We start from the raw sequence: 21533 nt of genomic DNA on the forward strand, positions 1-21533 counted from the left end.
AGCAGGCACAACATGGAATTACATATCCTGATCGACGGCACGCGCGACCTGGGCGGACAGCTGTACCGCCAGCTCAGCGAGGCCATCCGCTCGGGCCGGCTGGCCGATGGCCAGCAATTGCCGCCCTCGCGCCTGCTGGCCAGCCAGCTGGGGCTGTCGCGCAAGACGGTATCCGACGTCTATGACAAGCTCGGTTATGAAAAGCTGCTGGCAGGTAAGGTCGGCGTGGGCAGTTTCGTGCAGACGCCGCACGCATCGCCGCAGCGCCGCCATGCCAGCACGCCGCTGGCCAGCGCCCCGCGCATTGCCCGCTGGGAAACCACGCCCACGCCCTTGCGCCGGGCCAGCCAGGAAATGCCGGCGCGCTATGCGTTTATCGGCGGGCGCGCCACGCCGTCGCACTTCCCGCAGGACGAATGGCGCGCCTGCGTGCTGCACGCGTTGCGCCAGGATGGCCAGGCGCGCGGCCGCTATGCGCCGGTGGCCGGCTTGCCAGCCTTGCGCACGGCCATCGCCGGCCATGCGGCCTTCAGCCGCGGCATCCATTGCACGCCAGAACAGGTCGTCGTCACCAGCGGCGCGCAACAAGCGCTGTACTTGCTGGCGCACACCTTGCTGGAACCTGGCGACACGGTTGCTGTCGAGGAACCCGGCTATCCCGTTGCACGCGCCGTGTTCGCCAGCATGGGCGCGCGCGTGGCGGGTGTCGCCGTGGACGAGGATGGCCTGGTGGCCGAACAGATTCCCGACGGCACGCGGCTGATCTATGTCACGCCCGCACACCAGTTCCCGCTCGGCATGCCCATGAGCATGGCGCGCCGCCACGCCTTGCTGGAGCGGGCGCACCAGCTGGGCGCCATCATCATCGAAGACGATTACGACAGCGCCTTCCGCTACGAAGGCCGGCCCGAGGATTCCCTGCAAAGCATGGACCGCTACGGCATCGTGGCCCACGTGGGCAGCTTTTCCAAGATCATGCTGCCGGAATTGCGCCTGGGCTACGTCGTCCTGCCGCAAGCCATCGTGGCCGCCGTGGAAACGGTAAAGTACCTGAGCGATTGCCATACGGCCAGCCTGGGCCAGCATGCGCTGGCCAAGTTTATCGGCGATGGCCACTTGCTGCGCCACATACGCCGCTGCCACGATATCTATGCGGGACGGCGCGAGCGCCTGCAGCACTGGTTCAATGGTCCGCTGGCGCCATGGTTCCGCCTGGTGCCGGCCAGCGCCGGCTTCCACGTGGCAGCCCTGGCGCAAGCGCCGCTGGATATCGCCGAACTGCTGCGCCGGGCACGGCTTGCCGACATCAGCCTGTATGCGCTGGCCAGCTTCTATCACGGCGAGGCGCGCCACGAAGGCTTGTTTCTCGGCTATGGCGCCATCGACAAGGTCGATATCGACACGGCGCTGACCAAGGTGCTGGCGATCCTGCAGGACATGGCGCCCATCAGGACGGCGCCTGCGCAGATCAGCGCGGCTGCCAGCGGTAGTGTCCCGTGATCGGATAGCTGAACAGGATGTTTTCCTCGCGCGCGCCCGCGCCGATGTTATGGATGATCAACGGCACGCCATTCCACGCTTGCCTGTCGCTGACGATGCCGATATGCGTGAGGTTGCCCGGCAAGCGCCAGGTGACGATGTCGCCCCCGCGGTAAGCGCCCGCTTCCTTGCTCAGCGGCAAACTGGTGCCGTGGCGTGCAAAATAAGTGCCCAGGTTGGGCACGCGGCGGTGGTCGATATTGCGGTCCGGCCCCTTCATCTGCCAGCGCCCTTGCTGCTGGTACACGGCCCACGCCTTGCGCATGTCCTCGTGCACCAGCACCTGCAAATCCTGGCCCAGCTTGCGGTAGGCGCGCACCACCACGTCCGTGCACACGCCCCGTTCCAGCGGCACGTCGCCACCCGGATACGCGAGGCGTTCGTAGCGCGGATCGTACTGCAGCGTCACGCCGACCTGGCTGCGGGCGGCGGCAACCAGGGCTTGCGGCGTGGCCGCCGCAGCGGCGTGCAGCGCCAGCGGCAACAGGGAAAAAAGCAGGATGGGAAGCTGTTTGAACGGCATGACAGTCAGGCAATGGTGGCAATACGCCAGACTTTACCTGATGCGGGCGAAAAACGCCGTTTCCTCACAGCGCGGCCAGTTGCGCCAGGTGGGCGGGAAAATCCACGGACGGGCCGGCCGCGTTGATGGTTTCGAAGTAATCATGCCAGCCCGTGGCGGCAATACCGGCCAGCAAGGCATCGAGCGCCGCGTCGTCAGGGAAGCGCCACACGGCATACAATTGCTGCGGCGCTGCATGCTGCTTGCCGCCGTCGATGGCGCCCATGGCCAGTGCTTCCGCTCCCATGGCGGACAAAGCCGCCGTGCCTTCACCCACGGTGGCGAAATACGCCTGGCGCGCGGCGACGTCAAGGGCCAGCCAGGCTGGTTTCGGGCTATACAGTTCCAGCAGATAATGCATATTGTTTCCTCCAAAGAATCACGAAATCGAACGCTGGGCGCGCTTGCAAATGCGCACGGTGGCGGCATGGGGGCTTTCCGCCAGCCATTGCGCGCACAGGGCGCGCACCCAATCCGGCTGGCTCCTGGCCGCGTCGTTGAGCCAGTTGGCGACGGAATCCTGCACGTAGGTGGCCGGATCGGCGCGCAAGGGCTGCAGCAGGGACAAGGCCAGCTGCGGCTGCTGTTTTAGCTCGGCAATATGCGCGCACCACACGCCGCGCGGGCGCAGCGCTTCGCAGGCAAAACGGCGCAGGCGTTCCGATGGATCCGCCGTCCAGGATGCCAGCAGCGTGATGGCCTGTGCCAGATTTCCGGCCAGCCGGGGCCGCAGCGCCAGCCAGGCCCATTCGCGCACGCCGAAATGCCCGTCGTCGGCCAAGGGCCGCATGGCGGCCAGCTGCCGCGGCAAATCCAGATCAGCTTGCGCAGCGATGGCGAAGCAGACCCAGCCGCGTACCGTATCGGACGCGTGCGCCTGCAACGGCGACAGGTCCATTTCAGCGTCCAGCAGCAGTTGCGCCGCCAGCGCCATGCGCCGGGTGATGCCGGCATCCGCTTGCGCGCGCATGCAGGCAAGCCGGGCACTGCCGACGGCAGGCGCGGCAGCTTCCAGCAACACGGCAAAATCGATGGCCAGCCCTTCCGTCAGGGTGGTGCTGGGCACGCTGCCCAGGTTTAGCAAAGCCAGCCGTGCGGGATCGATATCGGCGACGCCCCGGCTCATTGCACGCCCCGGTCCGTCTTGCGCCAGGCTTTTTCCAGTAACGAACTCAGCAACTGCATTTCTTCCGCCGTGAAATCCGCAAACAGGCTGGCGATCCATTGCGCATGTTCATCCACCAAGGTGGCGGCGACGCTCTCGCCCTTGACACTCAGGCGTACCAGCAGCTTGCGCCGGTCGAGCTGGTCCGCGTGGCGGGTGAGGAAGCCGTCGCGTTCGAGGCCGTCGAGCAAACCCGTGACGGTGCCGCGCGTCACGCCTGCCCGTTCAGCCAGCACATGCGGCGGCAAGCCCTGCGGCTCGCCGCGCAGCAGGAACAGCAGGACGAACTTGCCTTCCGACAAACCATACCGGCCCAGGCGCGTGGCGCAATCGCCATCGATGGCCGATGCCAGGCCCAGCACTTCAAAGCACAGGCGCAAGCGCGCCGTGGACTGTGCCATGTCGAGGCCGCTGGCACGGCGCTGCACGTCGCCCAGCAGGGCCGTATATTTCTGTTCAAGTTTTATCATATGGCGCAATATAATATGGCGCCATATTAAATGTCAAATGGAAAACCTCAGCGGTTTTCCTGCCGCTTCAGAGGCGGGCCTTGTCCCTGGCCCAGGCAATGATGCCGTTCGCATCGGTGGCACCCGGCTGGCGCGCCACTTCCACGCCACCCACGAACAGGGCCAGCGTGGGAATGCTGCGGATATTGAAGCGGGCGCCCAGGTCGGGCGACGCTTCCGTATTTACCTTGACCAGGCGAAACGCGGGTTCCAGGGTCTTGGCGGCCTGGGCATAGAATGGCGCCATGCTGCGGCACGGTCCGCACCACGGCGCCCAGAAATCCACCAGCACAGGGATATCGCTGCGCTCGACATGCTTGAGGAAACGCGCGCTGGCCAGGTCCACGGGCTGGCCCGTAAATAAATCCTTCTGGCACTTGCCGCACGCAGGCTGTTCGCGCAGACGGCTCTGCGGCAGGCGGTTGACGGCGTCGCAATGGGGGCACACGATGTGCAGGGAGTCTGTGGTGGTAGTGGTCATGGTGATCCTGGTAAGCGTGCCGGAAAGTGCATGCGGAATATTTTACGGCGTAACGCCGCGCGCCGTTGGCACGCTTGCAAATACTCCACTATAGTAGCCCGCAACGGCTTGCGGTTTGCTGAGCCGGCAAAGGAGAAACATGCGCGCTGTCGCACACGACTTGCCCGACATCCCGCCACACGCGCAACTGGACGCCGCCCTGGCCGCGCAGCGCGCCGCCTGCCTGGCCCACCCCGCGCCCACGTTCGCCGAACGCAAGCGCGACTTGCTGGCCTTGCAGCGCTTCATCCGCGATCATGCCGAGGCCTTGTGCGAGGCCATCAGCACTGACTACGGCAACCGTTCCAGGCACGAAACCTTGCTGGCGGAGATCTTTCCCGCTATCGATGGCATCGACCATGTGCTCAAGCACTTGAAAAAATGGATGCGGCCGCAGCGGCGTAGCGTGGACTGGCGCAACTTTCCCGGCGCCCGCAACCGCGTCATCCCACAGCCGCTGGGCGTGGTCGGCGTCATCGTGCCATGGAATTTTCCAGTGAACCTGAGTCTGGTACCCTTGAGCTACATCTTCGCCGCCGGCAACCGCGCCATGGTCAAGATGAGCGAGAATTCACGCCACCTGGCCCGCTTGCTGATCGAAAAGATGCCCGCCTATTTCGCGCCGGAAAAGCTGCAGTTTTTTGATGAGACGGGTGGCGTCGGCATCGCGTTTTCGCAACTGCCTTTCGACCACCTGCTGTTTACGGGCTCCGGCCAGACGGGACGCGCCGTCATGGCGGCCGCCGCGCAGAATCTGTGCCCCGTGACACTGGAACTGGGCGGCAAGGCGCCGGCCATCGTCTGCACCGACTTCGACGTGCGCACGGCAGCCGAGCGCATCTTGTACGTGAAATACATGAACGCCGGGCAAATCTGCACCAGCGTCGACCACGCCTGGCTGCCCAAGGCAAGCATCGCCGCCTTCGTCGCGCATGCCCGCGCCATCATGCCGGCACGCTACCCTCGGCTGGACACGCCCGACTACACGTCCATCATCGACCAGCCTGCGTTCGAGCGCCTGCTGCAGGCACTCGACGAGGCGCGCGGGCGGGGCGCAAAAGTGATTTCACTGCTGCCCGGCCCGGCATATGACCGCGCCACGCGCAAGATCGCACCGCACATCGTGCTCGGCGCGCCCGAGGACAGCCTGCTGCTGACGCGCGAAATCTTCGGACCCATCCTGCCGCTGCGCGCGTACACCGATTTGCAAAGCGTGATCGATAGCATCAACGCGGGACCGCGTCCGCTGGCCATCTATCCATTCAGCAACGATGCACGGACGGTGCAGCGGCTGATCGACCGGGTAATGTCGGGCGGCGTCTCCGTCAACGACGCCCTGTTCCACGTAGGCCAGCACGACTTGCCGTTTGGCGGCGTGGGCGAGTCCGGCATGGGCCACTACCACGGCGTCGAAGGTTTCCACACGTTCAGCAAGCTGCGGCCCGTGTTTTACCAGGCCCGTTACAGCCCATTGACGCTGCTACGGCCGCCATATGGCAAGCTGGCCAGCCGCATGCTGGCCTTCCTGACCCGCTGATTACAGGAACAGCGAGGCTGCAATGGCCCACATGACGAGCGCGATGATGCCGTCGAGCACGCGCCAGGCCATGGGCTTGGCAAACACGGGCGCCAGGTAGCGGGCGCCAAAGCCCAGCAGGCAGAACCACAGGGCCGAGGCCATGATGGCGCCGCCGGCAAAGTAGAAGCGTCCCATGCCTTCATGCTGGCCGCCGATCGAACCGAGCAGTATCACCGTGTCGAGGAAGGCGTGCGGGTTCAGCAAGCTGAACGCCAGTGCCGCGCCAATCACGGCCCAATAGCCTTCCGGCGACTTGGCGGCCGAGACCGTCATGGCCGAAGGACGCCAGGCCGATTTGGCGGCCCGCAAGCCGTACGCGATCAGGAAGGTGGCACCGCCGGCCTTGGCCCACAGCAGGAAATTCGGGTTGTCGGCAATAAAGGTGCCCATGCCGGCCACGCCGGCCGTGATCAGGATGGCGTCGCACACCAGGCACACCAGGATGCAGGTGAGCACGTAATGGCGTTTCAAGCCCTGCTTGAGCAGGAAGGCGTTTTGTGTGCCGATGGCCACGATCAGGCTGGCCCCGAGTCCCATGCCTTTCAAGAAAATTGCGCTGTCCATATCGATTCCTTTCTATTGCTTTCCATCACGCGCACGGCCGCCCACGCTCTGCCGCGAACGGCAAAGTCATCAGAGGTAGGTGGAGGGTGTAGCGGTACCAGCAGGACCGCGCGAGGAGTGGAGTTGTTACCCTATTTCAACAGTGTAAAGAAAAAGTAAATATAAGTATAATGAATGATTCTAAACATATATAAGAGAAACTTATGCGCGTCGTGGACTACCGTGGATTGGCCGCCCTCGACGCCGTCATCGGCCTGGGCAGCTTTGAAAAGGCCGCGCATGCGCTGGCGATCAGCCAGCCGGCCGTGTCGCAGCGCATCCGTACCCTGGAAAACCTGGAAGGCACCTTGCTGATCATCCGCAGCCATCCGCCCGCGCCGACGGAGGCGGGCCAGCGCCTGATCGCCCATTACCGCCAGGTCAAGCTGCTGGAAGCGGCGCTCGACGCCCAGCCGGGACCCACCACCCAATTGCCGGAACTGGCCATCGCCGTCAACGCCGACAGCGCCGCCACCTGGATTCCGGAAGCGCTGGGGCCGCTGCTGACGCCGCCGTCCTGCCTGCTCGACATCCGCCTCGACGACCAGGACCACACCTTGAGCCAGCTGCGCGAAGGGCGCGTGTTTGCCTGCGTCACCAGCGCCACCGACCTGGTGGCCGGCACCACGGCCACGCCGCTGGGCGGCATGCGCTATCTGTGCGTGGCCTCGCCCGCATTCGCGCAGCAATGGTTTCCGGAGGGTTTTACAGTCGAAGCCGTCAGCCTGGCGCCCGCCATCACCTTCGGCAGCAAGGACGCGCTGCATGAACGCTATCTGCAGCACCGCCTCGGTTATGCGGGACGCTATCCGCACCACGTGCTGGGCTCGGCGCGCGACTTCGTGCGCTTCATCGAAGCGGGTTATGCCTATGGCATGGTGCCGCTGCTGCAGGCGGAAACGGCGCTGGCAGCCGGCCGGCTGGTCGATGTGGCAGCCGGCCAGGCGCTTGACGTGCCATTGATCTGGCATGCCTGGGATATCCAGACGCCGCTGACGCGCACCCTGTCGGATGCCGTCATCGCCACGGCCCGCAAATGGCTGCTGCAAGATGGCCAGAGCAAGCCGGATGTAACACTTTAACCAATTAAATATGCTTGAATACAACTTCCTCGTGCATACCCTGCCCTGCCTGGCCTACACTGCACACATCATCCATCCACACCAGGGGCAAGCATGACGATCCTGCGCACCACCTTGCTCGGTTTGCTGGCCAGCATTCCGCTGGCGGCCGGCCTGATTGCCTGCTCACCCTTGACGGCCATCAACACCCTGTCGTCGGGCAGCGCTTCGCAAGTGACCCACGGCCTCGCGTATGGCCCCCTGCCCCGGCAAAAACTCGATGTATATGCGCCGAAAATCCATGCGGGACCCGTGCCCGTGGTGGTTTTCTTTTATGGCGGAAACTGGACCTCGGGCGACCGGGCCGACTACGCCTTTGTCGGCCATGCGCTCGCATCGCGCGGCTATCTGGCCGTCATCGCCGACTATCGCCTGTATCCGGACGTGCACTATCCCGAGATCCTGCAGGATGCGGCCCGCGCCGTGGCCTGGGCCGCCATGGAATCGAGCCGGCATGGCGGCGATCCGGCGCGCCTGTTCATCATGGGCCACAGCGCCGGCGCCTACAATGCGGCCATGGTGGCGCTCGATGCCAGCCTGCTGGCCCGCCACGGCATGCACCCGCACGACTTGCGCGGCTGGATAGGGCTGGCCGGGCCCTATGACTTCCTGCCCATTGAAAACCCGACGGCCCGCCCCGTCTTTTTCTTCCCGGATACGCCCACGTCTTCGCAACCCATCCACCACGTGACGGCCGAAGCCCCGCCCGCCCTGCTGATCGCGCCGGTACCGGGCAAGGATAAGCTGGTCAATCCGCAACGCAACACCGGGGGCCTGGCTGCCGCCTTGCGCGCCAGACAGCGGCCCGTGACGGAAACGTATTTCGATACCGTCAGCCACACCACCCTGGTCGCCTCGCTGGCCGGCCCCTTGCGCATGCTGGCGCCTACGCTCGATGCCGTAAGCGCTTTCATCAACGCCAACAGCGCGCCAGTCACCGCAAACGCCTCGCCAACGACCAGCGCCACCGCCAACACCACCATGCAAGCCGCGGACAGCAAAACGCCCGTCCCCTGAGGAACGGGCGTTCTGCCCGGGCAAGTAACAAGCAGCAAGTAACAAGTAGCAGTGACAAGTGACAAGTGACAAGTAACAACTAGCGGCAGGCTACAGGGGGCAGGCAACACGCAAGCAGGACGCGCAAGCAGTGCGCGCAAACGACGACCGGCAAGAACGGCATTGCCCGCCGCCGCGCAGGCGGAAAGACAGCCTGCCACCTGGCTTGAAACAGGGCCTGAAACATGCTCTGAAATACAGCCTGCCATGCAGCGCAAACCCCGCTCCGAGCCACTGCCTGCACTACGGCCAGCAAAGCGTTGCGCGGCACACTCGCCATCCCCCCAAGGCTCGGCCCTTGGGGGACGGTTCAGGCGCCGGCAACGGCAGGCTTACTCTTTACGACTGGCGCTGCTGCTGCTTTTGCCTTGTGCGCCGCCTGCTTGCGTTGCGCTGCCGCTGGCCGAGCTTTCGCTACCGGCCGACTGGTGGCTACCTTGCTGGCTGCCTTGCTGGCCGGCACTTTGCAGGCTTTGGCCGTCACGGCTTTGCGCGCCGCGCTGCTGGTCGCGGTTGGCGCCGTTCTGGTGATACGACTGGAACGGTTCGGCGATGCGCTGCATGGCTTCCTGTTGCTTGCGCACGTTTTTCTCCGTTTCTTCCGACGCCGTGCGGGCCACTTCTTCAGCCAGTGCCTTGGCCGTGCGGCTCGTTTCATTCACATGCTGCTCGGCGACATTGGCCAGTTCGACCTGGGTATCGGCGGCCAGGCGCGACAGTTGCTGCTGGTACTTGCGCAGATGCTCGGCAGCCGGCTGGCCCGAGGCGGCCGCCACTTGGAACGCATCTTCCGCGCGCTCGACCGTCAGCAGGTTCTGGCCGGTGATCGAGCTTTCTTCCAGCAAGCCTTGCGCCAGCTGCATGTTCAGGTCATTGAATTGCTGTGCCGACTGGAACAGCGACTTCGACAGGCCGTTGAAAAAGGCCAGTTGGGCTTCCAGATGGTTTTTGGCGGCAGGGGTAACACTACGGGAATATGGATACATGGAGTTTCCTCATTAAAGAACAGTTGGGTGGACATAAAAATATATGGCGACACCACCGGCTGTCGAACGGTTGGGCAGACGGCCGGGCTGTGCCACGAGACGCGAAAAACATATCCGATTGGTGGAGAGATGCTTTGCAACGCGAGTCCCAAGGCTACGTGAGCACAGTCCGCGAGGGATGATCTGGATCAAAGGTGCGCGAGGCTGCGCAGAAAGTTTTGGCTGGACGGCCCGCCATTGGCGAGCGTCAGTATCAGAAGGAAAAAACTATGTCAGGAAAGGCCGGCATCGGTGGCCGGCACGACAGGCTTGTAGCCATGGCTGCGCAGCGACGCTTCCAGCCAGCGGTTGCCATACCAGCCGCGCGCCAGCAGGTAGCTGAGCTCCGCCGCCCCCATCAGCAGCACCATCGGGCCGATCTGCAAGCCGCTTGCCAGCTGGCTGCCAAACCACAGGCAGACATCCATCGCCAGCATCAGCAGCAACAGCCACCAGCGGCGCTTGGCCACGGCCCAGAAGGAGCCCAGCAAGAGTGCCGGCCAGGAAAATCCGGACTTCACGTAGACATAGCCGCCAGCATCGTTGGCAAACAGGGTGGCGCCGTGCGTCATGCCGTTCTCTTCAGGTAATAAGTGGTGTAAGTGATGTCAGTCCTCGGCAAGGTGGCAGACGGCTTCGATATTGTGGCCATCCGGGCCCAGCACGAAGGCGCCGTAATAGTTCGGGTGGTAGATTTCACGGATGCCTGGCGGTCCATTGTCCGTGCCGCCGGCGGCCAGCGCCGCCGCGTAAAACGCGCGCACCTGCTCGCGGTTGCCTGCCGCAAAGGCGAGATGCATGCCGGCATGCGGCGTGCCGCCAGCACCGAACCAGAAATCAGGTTTGCCATCCTTGCCCAGGCCTACCCAGCCGTGCTCTTCCATGACGACCGAAACGCCCAGAGGCGCCAGAGCTGCTGCAAAGAAGGCCTTGCTGGCCGCCGTATCGCTGACGCACAAACCGATGTGATCAAGAATCATGATAAGTAAGGATGACAGTGTGTTAGAGGAAAGCATAGTATGCGCCAGCGCTGCATACTTGCCAAGAGAGCACTACAAATCGGCCGCATAGCGGGCCAGCATCTGCGCCTGGCTTTCCAGCGTCGCGCTGCCGCCCGTCTGATCGCTGATCATCTGGCCCATGCTCGGCAGCACTGAGCGTTCGACCTGCGCCGCACTGTCCCACAAGCGCGAACGCATGAGGGCCTTGGCGCAATGCAGGTAGGCTTCCGCCACGCGCAGGCGCATGACCAGGCATGGCGGGTTGCGCTCGCCGGCAAACAGCGCCAGCAGCGCGGCATCGTCGCTGAGGCTGGCCTCGCCGTTCACGCGCAAGGTTTCATCGACGCCGGGGATCATGAACAGCAGCCCTGCCCGCCCCGTTTCGGCAATATTGCTGAAGCTGTCGAGACGGTTATTGCCTTTGGCATCGGGTAACAGCAAGGTATGCCGGTCCAGCACCTGCACGAAGCCGGGCGCGCCGCCGCGCGGCGAAGCGTCCAGCTGGCCTGCAGCCCCGCCCGTCGCCAGCACGGCGAACGGCGACAGGCCGATAAAGGCGATGCAGTGCGGATCCAGGTGGTCAAGCTGCTTGCTCAAGGCCCGCCCCTGCGCGGGCGGATAGTGCTCGCGCAGTTGCTCCAAGGTATCGATGTCCATGCGCCTCCCGGCTTAGCGCAGGTTGCCCGTATGGCCCAGCGAATAGCGGCCCGGCTGCGGCCACACGGTCAGGCCGTGCGGTTCCTGTCCGACTTTCACCTTGGAGACGTCGCCCGTATTCGTGTCGATGCGGTACACCACATCGTCGAAACGGCCGGACAGCCACAGGTACTTGCCGTCGGCGGAAACGTTGCCCATGTCGGGGCTGCCGCCACCGGGAATCGGCCAGTTCGCCACGACTTTTTCCGTCGCGAAATCGATCACGCTGACGCTGCCCTTGCCCTTCGGCTTGCCATGGATGCGGTGCGTGCCGCGGTTGGCCACGTACAGTTTCTTGCCGTCACGGCTCGGATACAGGCCGTGCGCGCCCACGCCCGTCTGGATGAAACCGATTTCCTTCAGGCTGGCGCCATCGACGATGTGCACGCCGTCGGCGTCCATGTCGGCGATAAAGAATTTCTTGCCGTCCGGCGAGATGCGTATGTCTTGCGGCATGCCCTTCTTGACGCTGCAGATTTCATTTGCCGGGCCGCCCACGGGACCGGATTCGGCAAAGCGCTTGGCCGGCATCTGCAATTTCAGGTAGCCATCGACCTTGCGGCCCACCAGGTCGATCTTGGCGATGGTGCCGTCGAATTCGCAGGTAAACATGGCGTAGCGGCCATCGTTCGAGAAATCCGCATGGTTGATGCCGCCGCACTGGGGCGTATCGATCGAATACTGCACGGCCATGGTCTTCGGATCGCGGAAATCGAGGCGGTGGCGCGCTTCGGCCACGACGATGGCCGACTTGCCGTCCGGCGTGTAATACATATTGTAGGGATCATCGACCGGCACTTCCTTGCCCGGCTTGCCGCTCAAAGGGTCGATCGGCGTCAGGCTGCCCTTGTCCGTGCGCTCGGCATTATTCGCCACCCACAGGGTGCGCAAGTCCCACGATGGCACGACGTGCTGCGGGCCGCTGCCGACCTTGAACTTGTCCACCACTTTCAGGCTGTCCTGGTCGATCACGTAGACGTCGTTCGAGCGCAGGTTCGGCACATAGACTCTGCGCAGGTGATCCTTGACCACGGGACTCATGTTGCTGCTGGCAATACTGCCATACACGTTTTTCGGGTCGACCAGCGGCGGCATGCCGGGCAGCGGCGAATACGCGGCAGCCGGTGCCGCGGCAGCGGCCGGAGCGGGTGTGCTGGCGCCGATGACCTGGCTGGCCACGCCCAGGCCGGCCAATGCGGCAGCCAGGGCGGACAAGGTGACGATGGTGCGTCGTTGAGATTTTTTCATGTGATTTCGCGTCGTTTCGTTGCAAATGCCGGAATTTATACACTTCCAGCGGAAATTATTTATGCCGTTGCAGCCATTGCCTGATGGCCGCCACCGAGGTGTCGACCTGCAGCTTGATGCCGATCTGCCCCAATTCCTTCGTGGCCCGCGTGGCATCTCCGCGCACGCCGTCCGCCACGCCTGGTTTCCCGCCGTGCGCCATGGCTTCGCTGCGTACCAGCGACGCATCGGTCGCCAGCATCAGGGCCGCGTCCGCCAAGCCCGCGTGCAGGCCGATCTCGGCGCCGCTGTAGCCACGCTTTTGCAGCTCGGCAACATATGCCGATTGCGTGATGTCATAGTAGTCGAGCAAGGCGTACGCGCGCGCCTCCTTGCCAGCGGGCGTTTTATCCCAGGCGCGGTTGAGTTTGCTGGCCACGTTTTGTTCATTCTTTTGATAGCCGCCATGGTCGCCGAGGAAAATGATGTCGCGGAAACCATGCTGGCGCAGGCTGGCCGCCGCCCCTTCCAGCACGGCCTCGAAGGCGGCCGGTGGAATCGAGATCGTGCCCGCGTGGCGCATGTGGCCGGCTGGCGGCGAGATGCTGCCCTCCGGCACGTAGGAAACAACGGGCGCGACAATCGTATTACCCAGATTTTGCGCGATCTGCCGCGCCAGGATGGCCGCGCGCACATTGTGCTTGCCCAGGGCGATGTAGGGCCCGCTCTGCTCCACGCCGCCAATGGGGATCAGCACGGTGGTGGCGCCATGCTCGATACGGCTGCGCAATTCCGTACTGGTCAGTTCTTCCAGCATGACACTGCCGCTGGCAGCCGTAGCGGCAATGGCAGGCGCGGCAGGCACCAGGCAGAACAGGGTCAGGGCAAACAGGGCGCCGAGCGGCAAGGACTGAACAGAGTGCGCGCGGGGCGCGGGGGACACATCCGGCAGGGGGAACTGCAGAGTCATAAGCAAACATCTTTCCGTGGTCGTCTAGCGTGACGCCGTACCCGGCCTGGCCAGGCAAGCTGGCTGCCACGCAAGAATTGTATTCCATCATGACGGGATCGGCACGTTAATTTGGCGCGCCGGCTGACAAAGAATTGACGGTGGGCGGCAAACCACAAGGCGCTGATTCGATGGCGACATGCCGGGACGGAACGGCAACGGCAGGAAGCAATGCGCTTGCTATGCGAGCAAGATGATATCCTTGGCAATAAAGCATGGCTGTGCGGTGTCATTTCCGGAGCGTTCCATGTGCAGCGTGACAACGATTGCGCAATCTTGCCTTGCGTAACACGCGGCAACGGAGCAATGCAAAGCGAGTCCATCACGCAATGCGGAACTCACTTGGCATCCGCATGAAAATGATTAAATTACAATTACGGAACTAAAAATGGGCGGAAGCAGCCTGCCGCCCTGTCATTTTGCGCAGTATCGCCTCGCCCGGCATGCCTGGTTCATGCACCGCGCGGTTCGCGCTTACCTCCTCATCCAAAGGGAACTTATGAAGTTTGCAGTCCACGCCGTACTCGGTCTCTCGCTGGCCTTCGCCGCACCCGCCTTTGCCGCCACCACGACGCCCGCGGCGCCGGCAGCACAAGCTGCTGCACCCAGCCCGGCACATCTGAAAGCCGTGCAGGATTTGCTGGGCACGATGCAGATTGAAAAGGTACTCAATGGTGTCGCCGCCCGCAGCCGCTACGCCAGCGAAGCCCAGAAGCAGGCCGTGCTCGCCAAGCTGGCGAAAGTTCCGCCGGCAGAGATTTACCAGCGCCTGGCGCCCGCGTTGGCGCGCAGCATTTCCGCCGAGACGGCGACCGAAATGAGCCGTTTTTACAGCACGCCTTACGGCAAGCAGGTCATCCACAAGAAGTACAATTCCGGCGCCCAGCTCATCATGCCGGGGATGACGGCGGCCGTTTCGCCTGAGGAAAAGAAGGAGCGCAAGCGCGCCGCTTATGTCAAGGCAAGCAAGGAGTTGGCGGAAGCGGAAGCGGCGATCGAGCACGAAGCATTCAAGCTGCTGCAACAGATCAACAAGGAAAAGCGCTAGGCGCACGGGTGCCGCCCGCTTGCCGAATGCCCATTGCGATCAGGCGCCCCCTGTCGGCCCGGGCGCGTTTCCGGTATCATTCGGCATGCATAATATTCCTTTCCAACCATTTGTCATTGGTGTCGCTGGCGGCAGCGGCAGCGGCAAGTCAACCGTATCCCAGCAAGTGCTCGCGTCGTTTGGCGCCGACATGGTCTCTGTCGTGATGCAGGACGACTACTACCGCGACCAGACCCACCTGTCCCCCGACGTCCGTCCCCAGCAGAATTACGACCATCCGCAGGCGTTCGAGTGGCCGTTGCTGGTGCAACATGTTCAGGCCTTGCGCAACGGCGAATCGATCGAGATGCCGGTGTACGACTTCACGCTGCACAACCGCTCCGACAAGACCATTTCCGTCAAGCCAGCCCCGGTGATCGTGATCGAAGGCCTGTTTGCCCTGTATGACGAAGACTTGCGCGACATGATGTCGCTGAAGATTTTCGTCGACACCGCCTCCGACGTGCGCTTCATCCGCCGCATGCAGCGCGACATTACCGAACGCGGCCGCTCCGTGGAAAGCGTCATCGAGCAGTACCTGGAAACAGTGCGCCCGATGCACAAGCAATTCATCGAGCCGACCAAGCGCAATGCCGATGTCATCTTGCCGCACGGCGCCAACGGCCCTGCGGTCGACATGATCACCGCCAAGGTGGCCAGCGTGATCGGCCGGATGCAGCGCCCCTGATGTCATGCCATGGCGGCCGGGCGCTGGCCCGGCTTGCCTGCTACCCGGTGCCGGGCGCAGGCGTTTGCCAAAGTAATCACTGAAGGCAACGCTGGCGGCGTTCCCACCATTGACCTATCCATCAGAAAAACCCCGGCATGCCGGGGTTTTTTCATGTTTCACCGTTCAAGCGTTCAAGCGCTGGCGCTGCGGCCGGGCAGTGCCAGGCGCCGGCTGGCTGTCGCCGCTGCCGGGGCCGGCAAGCCGCCCGCCAGTTTCAACGACTTGCCTTGCGCGTCGCCGCGCAGGCGGAAGACGGCCACCACATCCACCAGCTCCACGGCGCGGTCCTGCAGCGAGGACGCCGCTGCGGCAGCCTCTTCCACCAGGGCCGCGTTTTGCTGCGTCACCTGGTCCATCTGCGAAATCGCCTGGTTGACTTGCTCGATGCCGGCGCTCTGCTCGTGGCTGGCGTTGGCGATATCGCCCATGATGTCGGTGACGCGACGGATGCTGGCGACGATTTCTTCCATCGTCGCGCCTGCCTGATCGACCAGCACGCTGCCCGTGTTGACCTTGTCAACGGAATCCTCGATCAGCCCCTTGATTTCCTTGGCGGCTGCGGCCGAGCGCTGCGCCAGGTTGCGCACTTCCGTGGCCACCACGGCAAAGCCTCGGCCCTGCTCGCCAGCGCGCGCCGCTTCCACGGCCGCATTCAGCGCCAGGATATTGGTCTGGAAGGCAATGCCGTCGATCACGCCGATGATGTCGGCGATTTTCTTCGCCGATTCATTGATGGAACCCATGGTGCCCACCACCTGCGCCACCACGGCGCCACCCTTGCGGGCAACGTCCGAGGCGGACACGGCCAGGGTATTCGCCTGGCGCGCATTGTCCGTATTCTGGCGCACGGCCGAGGTCAGCTCTTCCAGGCTGGAGGCCGTCTCTTCCAGCGACGAGGCCTGCTGCTCGGTGCGCACGGACAGGTCCGCATTGCCGGCGGAAATCTGCGCGGCCGCCACGCTGACCGTATCGGCCGAAGTGCGCACGGTGGCGATCACGTCGACGATGCGTTCGAGGAATTTATTGAACGCCGTGGCCGTGCGGCCCACTTCATCCATGCGCTCGACGGGCATGGCGGCGGACAGGTCCAGCGAGGCGCTGACACGCTCCAGCGTATGTTCGATATTGCCCAGGCCGCCGCTGATGGTGCGGTAGATATGCCAGGCCAGCGCGCCCGTCAGCAGCACGGCCACGCCCAGCACGGCCAGCATGGTGTTGAAGGCCGTGTCGTAGGCGGCCAGGCTCTCGGCCTTCACGTCATCGACCAGCTTGTTGTTGTAGGCAATATGGTCATCCATGCTTTTCTTGGCGGCGGCGGCCGTGATGGCCAGCGGCGTGCCAGCGAGCAAGGTGGCGCGCACGCCATCCATGTCGCCCGCGTAGGCGGCGGCAAAGAACGGCACCAGCGCGCGGCGGTAGGCTTCCATGGCGGCCTTGTCGGCGTCGAGCATCTTGCTGTCCGTGGCGTCGTACAGGCGCTCGGCGCGGTAGGTGGCGATGACCTTGTCGAAATTCGTGTTGGCGTCGGCGACGGCCTTGTCCAGCGCCGTCTTGTCGGCCAGGTTCGAGAACACGGACAGGCGGTAGCCGGCCAGGCGCGAGTCGGCCAGGAAACCCTTGGCCGCATTCAAGCCCTGGATGCTGGGAATGATGCGGTTTTGCACGGTGTCAAAACGCTCCTGCGCGCGCTGCAGCTGCATGGCGCCGCCTGCCCCCAGTGCCAGCAGGGCCAGCAAGGCGATGGAAAGGGTCAGTATTAGTTGCTTGGTAATATTCATGGTGTTTCACAGTAAAAAGTAGCCTGGCAAGGCCAGGCAGGATAAAAGCTGCCGATCAGGTGGCCGGAAATCGCAGTTGGGAACCGGCCGGGCGGACTTACGCCGCCAGCGGCGCGGCGTCCGGCGTGCGGCGCAGCAAGTCGCCGTGCTGGAGGCAAAACGCCAGGCCCGCCTTGTGGCCCACGTCGAACAGCAGCTGCATGTTCGAGCTGGACCAGTCCAGGGTGTCGGGCCAGTGCTGCTCGGGAATGCAGCCCATCAGGTCGAGCTTCAGCAAACGCCGCTTGGGCTGGCCCGTGCGCGCATCCGTGTTGTGCTCGAGTTCGAACAGGCGCAGTTCGCTCTTGGAAATTTTCACCAGCGGCGTGATGATGGAACGCACCCAGGCGTCGTACAGGTTGCGCGGCTTGCGCAGCAGGCGCTCGTCGCCGAGGATGTCGAGGATGACCAGGGTGTCGGCGTCATGGTGCTCGCCCTTGCCTTCGATAAACGGCTCGAAATTGAGCGTGTCGAGGGCCGCGCCTTCGATGTAGTCCTCGCCATCGATGGTGGTGGGCGCGTACAGGAAGGGAAAGGACAACGCCGCGCGCACGTGGATGGGTTCGATCTCGTGCTTGCCCCAGATTTGCATGCGGTGCGCGCTGAGGTTGTAGGCGTTGATGTAGAAAGCGGGGCGCATGTGCGCGACGCCCGAGAAATCCACGGCCTTTTCCAGGAACGGCAAATGCGCGCACAGGCCCAGGCTTTTCGCCGACAGGTCCGATGGCGACAGCGACGACACCATCAGCTTGCCCCAGTCCGACCAGGCCGTCGGTACGCCCGCAAACGTTTGCTTGAACGCCTGGAAGAAAGGATTGTTGGCCGGTGGCTGGAAGGCGTCGCGGAAGGTGCTCGCGTGCATGCCCGGCTTCTGGAACACCTTGTAGTTGATCGGGATCATCTTGTAGATGCTGTCGGCCACGCCCGTGTCCGCCCAACTCTGCAGCGCCTGGCGCGGCGTCGCTTCGTGCGGCGTCGTGTAGAGCAAGCCCATCAAGACACCCGCGCCGGAGGCGGAAATGACGTCGAACTCGATGCCCTCGTCGAGAAACGCCGCCAGGGCGCCCGCGATCAAGGTGGAATTTGGTGCGCCGCCACCGAGCAGCAAGCCCGTTTTACGGGCTGGTTTTAGCGTCGCGGCGGCGGCCTGATGTGGCGGCGTCGTGGTGACTGTCTTCATGCTCACTCCCTGAATGGAACCGGGCTCGCGCCCCTAATTGTTGGTTACTACGCGCTTATGACGCTTAATCATCTTCATGTTCCCGCAACTGCCGCGTTGTTACAATGTTGCAGAAACAGATATGAAATTAACATAAATAAATGCCATATGGCAATTTCAATAACGCATAACGGGTATTCAGAAAGGCCATAAGCTGACAGCACGCGGCGTAGCGTGGTGCATCGCAGCAAATAAAAAATCCGCAATGTTAGGAAAAATCTCTTTTGGGTAGGAATATTCCTCAACTGGCTGCCACGGCGGCGTCCAGAGCACTCAGGAGGCGGAGCGTGGCACAGGAAGTGGCGTGGAAAAATGCAGATGGGTACACACGTAGTCAACAAAGACGCGGATTTTCGGCGACAAATGGCGGCTTGACGGCCACAGCACCCAGAACTTGCTGGCCGCTTGCAGGTAGTCGCCCAGCACGGCTTGCAGCTCGCCACGGGCGATGGCGTCGCGCACGATAAAGTCCGGCAGATAGGCCAGGCCCACGCCCTGCGCGGCGGCGCCGATCAGGGCTTCGATATTGTTGCAGGTCAAGGCGGTCGGCAGGCGCGGCTCGCCGCCGACGTCGCCCCCGCCCTCACCATGCTGCAGCATCCATTCCTGCAACTTGCCCGTGGTAGGAAATTTATAGCGCACGCAGGCGTGCCCTTCCAGCGCCCGCGGCGTGGCCGGCACGCCGTGGCGGGCGAAATACGCGGGCGATCCCACGATGGCAAAGGCGAACGGCCCCAGTTCGCGCGCCATCAGCCGCGAATCGGTGAGCGTGCCGCTGCGCACGGCCACGTCCACGCCCTCGGCCACCACGTCGACCAGGCGGTCATTGAAGTCCAGATCGAGTTCGATCTCGGGATACTGCCGCGTAAAGTCCGCCAGCACGGGCAGGATGATGCGGTAGCCGATCACGGGCAAGCTCACCTTGAGCTTGCCGCGCGGCGCCTCGGCCAGGTGCGACAGTTCCGCCTCGGCATCGCCCAGGTCGGCCAGGATGCGCTGGCAGCGCTCGTAGAACAGTGCGCCCTCGTTGCTCAGGCTGATGCGCCGCGTGCTGCGGTTCAGCAGCCGCACGCCCAGCTTTTCTTCCAGCCGCGCCACGCTCTTGCCCACAGCCGAGGCCGACACACCGAGCAGCCGCCCGGCCGCCACATAACTGGAGGTTTCCGCCGCGCGCACGAAGGCGGTAATGCCGTTCAGATTATCCATGCCACCCCGATCGCTCAATTAAGGAATATTTGTCCGCTATGAGCGGATTTTCAACCACTTTTTCACGCATTGCGTCCATATTATCATCGAATTCCCTCTTTCTGGAATCACTCCCATGGATACGAATCTCCCCGCAGCAAGCCCTGAACAGGGCCCGGCCCCGGCCCGGCGCGCGCTGGTCCTGGCCGCCGTCTGCCTGGCCGCCCTGTGCATGCCGCTCAGCTTTACGGGTCCGGCCATCGCCATTCCCGCCATCGCCGCCGAACTGCGCGGCAGCCCGCTGGCGCTGGCCTGGATCACGAATGCCTTCATGCTCAGCTTTGGCGGCTGCCTGATGGCCGCCGGCGCGCTGGCCGACCGCTATGGCCGCAAGCGCGTGTTTTTAATGGGCATGAGCGTATTTTCCGCCGCCGCGCTGGCCTTGGCGGCCGCGCCCTCCATCGTGCTGCTCGACGTGCTGCGCGCCGTGCAGGGACTGGGCTGCGCGATGGCCCTGTCCAGCGGCCTGGCCGCGCTGGCGCAGGAATTCGACGGCCCGGCCCGCGCACGCGCTTTCAGCCTGATCGGCACGGCCTTTGGCATAGGCCTGGCCTTTGGCCCCTTCCTCGCGGGCGTGCTGATCGCCCGCACGGGCTGGCGCGCCATCTTTATCGTGGCAGCCGGGGCTGGCCTGGCCGCCCTGCTGGCGGCCGCGCGCGCCATGCGCGAATCGCGCGACCCGCAGGCACGTGGCGTGGACTGGCCCGGCGCCCTGACGTTTACGGGCGCCCTTTCCCTGTTTACCTATGGCTTGCTGCAGGCGCCCGACAGTGGCTGGAGCAGCGCGGCCAGCCTGGGGCTGTTCGGTGGCGCGGCCTTGCTGCTGGCCGCTTTCATTTATGTGGAGCGCCGCGCCGCGCGGCCCATGCTGGACTTGTCCCTGTTCCGCCTGCCCGCTTTTGCCGGCGTGCAGCTGCTGGCCGCCGCGCCCGCGTTTTCCTTCGTCGTGCTGCTGGTGCTGCTGCCGGCCCGCTTCATCGGCATCGAGGGCTACAGCGCTTTTGATGCGGGCCGCATGATGATCGCCCTGTCCGCCCCCATGCTGGTGCTGCCCATGCTGGCCGGTCTGGCGGCGCAGCGCATCGCCGCCGCGCACATCTGCGCCAGCGGCCTGCTGCTGGCGGCGGGCGGCCTGTTGTGGCTGTCAATGTGCGCACCAGGCTTGCCCGCCGCAACCCTGCTGGGGCCGCTGCTGCTGATCGGTTGCGGCATCAGCCTGCCGTGGGGCTTGATGGATGGCCTGGCCATCAGCGTCGTGCCCGTCGAGCGGGCCGGCATGGCGGCCGGCATCTTCAATACCACGCGCGTGGCAGGCGAAGGCCTGGCGCTGGCCATCGTCAGCGCCCTGCTGGGTACGCTCACCGTGGCCGCGCTGGGCAAGGTTCCCGGCATCGCCGCGCAACAGGCGTCACTGGCCGCCCCCTTCCTGGCCTTGGGCGAACTGCGCCATGCGGGCGAACTGTTGCCGCAGGCCGGCGCCGCCGAGCTGGCACAAGCGTATGGCACGGCCTTCCGCCACTTGCTGTATGTGCTGGCCAGCATCACCACGGCATCGGCCCTGCTGATCCTGGCATTCCTGCGCCATCCGGCCGGCAGCCCGTCCGCGGAGTCCACGTCGACCCTGCCCGCCTGCAACACATCCACCTGAGCGGCACGCGCCGCAACACCTCCCCCGCCGCGCTGAAAGCACGGCGCGGCTTCCCATCCCGTGCATGGCGGCGGCCACGCGCCGCCCCCTGCCATTGATGTTTCTTCGCAACACCTTCGATGTCTCCGGAAGATGCAAGGAATAAAACGAGTTTACTTATCAAAGCGCTTTGAAC

At 64.1% G+C, this 21533-nt stretch carries 22 protein-coding genes; 7 read left to right on the top strand and 15 right to left on the bottom strand.

Annotated features, from left to right (window positions below; translation table 11 throughout):
- The first annotated feature begins 12 nt into the window (after nt 1–12).
- Nucleotides 13–1500 (top strand): MocR-like pyridoxine biosynthesis transcription factor PdxR, encoded by a 1488-nt coding sequence (pdxR, locus tag ACQ4WR_RS10545; protein WP_436487117.1) that lies wholly within the window; start codon nt 13–15, stop codon nt 1498–1500.
- Here pdxR and ACQ4WR_RS10550 read toward each other — a convergent pair.
- From ACQ4WR_RS10550 to trxC, 5 genes are all read right to left on the bottom strand, one after another.
- Nucleotides 1469–2062: a DUF1287 domain-containing protein gene (locus tag ACQ4WR_RS10550; protein ID WP_102293202.1), complete on the bottom strand. Its 594-nt coding sequence runs from the start codon at nt 2060–2062 to the stop codon at nt 1469–1471. The two genes, pdxR and ACQ4WR_RS10550, sit on opposite strands and share 32 nt — an antisense overlap.
- 64 nt (nt 2063–2126) lie before the next feature.
- Nucleotides 2127–2462: a DUF6616 family protein gene (locus tag ACQ4WR_RS10555; RefSeq protein ID WP_436487119.1), complete on the bottom strand. Its 336-nt coding sequence runs from the start codon at nt 2460–2462 to the stop codon at nt 2127–2129.
- 18 nt (nt 2463–2480) lie between these two features.
- Complete coding sequence (locus ACQ4WR_RS10560) at nt 2481–3227, bottom strand: HEAT repeat domain-containing protein (RefSeq protein ID WP_436487121.1); 747 nt, start codon at nt 3225–3227, stop codon at nt 2481–2483.
- Nucleotides 3224–3733, bottom strand: coding sequence for a MarR family winged helix-turn-helix transcriptional regulator (locus ACQ4WR_RS10565; RefSeq protein ID WP_436487322.1), 510 nt, complete (start codon nt 3731–3733; stop codon nt 3224–3226). Before ACQ4WR_RS10565 ends, ACQ4WR_RS10560 begins: the two co-directional genes overlap by 4 nt.
- A 70-nt stretch (nt 3734–3803) precedes the next feature.
- Nucleotides 3804–4256, bottom strand: coding sequence for a thioredoxin TrxC (trxC, locus tag ACQ4WR_RS10570; RefSeq protein WP_436487122.1), 453 nt, complete (start codon nt 4254–4256; stop codon nt 3804–3806).
- A 139-nt stretch (nt 4257–4395) separates the two neighbouring features.
- Here trxC and ACQ4WR_RS10575 point away from each other — a divergent pair, with 139 nt between their 5' ends.
- Nucleotides 4396–5832, top strand: coding sequence for a coniferyl aldehyde dehydrogenase (locus ACQ4WR_RS10575; protein WP_436487124.1), 1437 nt, complete (start codon nt 4396–4398; stop codon nt 5830–5832).
- Here ACQ4WR_RS10575 and ACQ4WR_RS10580 read toward each other — a convergent pair whose 3' ends face one another.
- Nucleotides 5833–6438, bottom strand: coding sequence for a LysE/ArgO family amino acid transporter (locus ACQ4WR_RS10580; protein WP_102293207.1), 606 nt, complete (start codon nt 6436–6438; stop codon nt 5833–5835). It abuts the gene before it with no gap.
- Nucleotides 6439–6641: 203 nt separating this feature from the next.
- Here ACQ4WR_RS10580 and ACQ4WR_RS10585 point away from each other — a divergent pair, with 203 nt between their 5' ends.
- Together ACQ4WR_RS10585 and ACQ4WR_RS10590 are read left to right on the top strand one after the other, a co-directional pair.
- Nucleotides 6642–7559 carry a LysR family transcriptional regulator ArgP gene (locus ACQ4WR_RS10585; protein ID WP_436487126.1) on the top strand — a complete coding sequence of 306 codons (918 nt, stop codon included), beginning with the start codon at nt 6642–6644 and terminating at the stop codon, nt 7557–7559.
- A 93-nt stretch (nt 7560–7652) separates the two neighbouring features.
- Nucleotides 7653–8615 carry an alpha/beta hydrolase gene (locus tag ACQ4WR_RS10590; protein ID WP_436487127.1) on the top strand — a complete coding sequence of 321 codons (963 nt, stop codon included), beginning with the start codon at nt 7653–7655 and terminating at the stop codon, nt 8613–8615.
- Between the two features lie 371 nt (nt 8616–8986).
- On the opposite strand, the gene ACQ4WR_RS10595 is transcribed toward ACQ4WR_RS10590, so the two are convergent.
- The 6 genes from ACQ4WR_RS10595 to ACQ4WR_RS10620 form a co-directional block, all read right to left on the bottom strand.
- Nucleotides 8987–9640: a phasin family protein gene (locus ACQ4WR_RS10595; protein WP_436487129.1), complete on the bottom strand. Its 654-nt coding sequence runs from the start codon at nt 9638–9640 to the stop codon at nt 8987–8989.
- A 272-nt stretch (nt 9641–9912) separates the two neighbouring features.
- Complete coding sequence (locus ACQ4WR_RS10600) at nt 9913–10251, bottom strand: hypothetical protein (RefSeq protein ID WP_102293211.1); 339 nt, start codon at nt 10249–10251, stop codon at nt 9913–9915.
- 36 nt (nt 10252–10287) lie between these two features.
- Nucleotides 10288–10659, bottom strand: coding sequence for a VOC family protein (locus ACQ4WR_RS10605; RefSeq protein ID WP_436487131.1), 372 nt, complete (start codon nt 10657–10659; stop codon nt 10288–10290).
- A gap of 72 nt (nt 10660–10731) precedes the next feature.
- Nucleotides 10732–11337, bottom strand: coding sequence for a pyridoxamine 5'-phosphate oxidase family protein (locus ACQ4WR_RS10610; RefSeq protein WP_436487133.1), 606 nt, complete (start codon nt 11335–11337; stop codon nt 10732–10734).
- A gap of 12 nt (nt 11338–11349) precedes the next feature.
- Entirely contained in the window at nt 11350–12624 is a 1275-nt protein-coding gene (locus ACQ4WR_RS10615) for a YncE family protein (protein ID WP_436487134.1), read from the bottom strand.
- A gap of 55 nt (nt 12625–12679) precedes the next feature.
- Nucleotides 12680–13573, bottom strand: coding sequence for a creatininase family protein (locus ACQ4WR_RS10620; protein ID WP_436487324.1), 894 nt, complete (start codon nt 13571–13573; stop codon nt 12680–12682).
- 427 nt (nt 13574–14000) lie between these two features.
- Here ACQ4WR_RS10620 and ACQ4WR_RS10625 point away from each other — a divergent pair, with 427 nt between their 5' ends.
- Both ACQ4WR_RS10625 and udk read left to right on the top strand, forming a co-directional pair.
- On the top strand, nt 14001–14660 hold the full coding sequence (locus tag ACQ4WR_RS10625; protein ID WP_436487136.1) for a hypothetical protein: 660 nt from the start codon (nt 14001–14003) through the stop codon (nt 14658–14660).
- 85 nt (nt 14661–14745) lie between these two features.
- The gene (udk, locus tag ACQ4WR_RS10630; RefSeq protein WP_102293216.1) at nt 14746–15387 is read left to right on the top strand and encodes a uridine kinase; all 642 of its coding nucleotides are present in this window, start codon (nt 14746–14748) and stop codon (nt 15385–15387) included.
- A 173-nt stretch (nt 15388–15560) separates the two neighbouring features.
- On the opposite strand, the gene ACQ4WR_RS10635 is transcribed toward udk, so the two are convergent.
- From ACQ4WR_RS10635 to ACQ4WR_RS10645, 3 genes are all read right to left on the bottom strand, one after another.
- Nucleotides 15561–17207, bottom strand: a complete 1647-nt coding sequence (locus ACQ4WR_RS10635; RefSeq protein WP_436487138.1) for a methyl-accepting chemotaxis protein — start codon at nt 17205–17207, stop codon at nt 15561–15563.
- Between the two features lie 97 nt (nt 17208–17304).
- A complete protein-coding gene (locus ACQ4WR_RS10640) occupies nt 17305–18426 on the bottom strand; it encodes a patatin-like phospholipase family protein (RefSeq protein ID WP_436487140.1) in 1122 nt (373 codons plus the stop codon).
- Between the two features lie 312 nt (nt 18427–18738).
- Nucleotides 18739–19671, bottom strand: a complete 933-nt coding sequence (locus tag ACQ4WR_RS10645; RefSeq protein ID WP_436487142.1) for a LysR family transcriptional regulator — start codon at nt 19669–19671, stop codon at nt 18739–18741.
- A 115-nt stretch (nt 19672–19786) separates the two neighbouring features.
- Between ACQ4WR_RS10645 and ACQ4WR_RS10650 the strand changes: the two genes are divergently transcribed.
- Complete coding sequence (locus ACQ4WR_RS10650; protein ID WP_436487143.1) at nt 19787–21358, top strand: MFS transporter; 1572 nt, start codon at nt 19787–19789, stop codon at nt 21356–21358.
- Nucleotides 21359–21533: the final 175 nt, after the last annotated feature.

Source organism: Janthinobacterium amylolyticum (assembly GCF_051380655.1).
Lineage (GTDB): Bacteria > Pseudomonadota > Gammaproteobacteria > Burkholderiales > Burkholderiaceae_D > Janthinobacterium.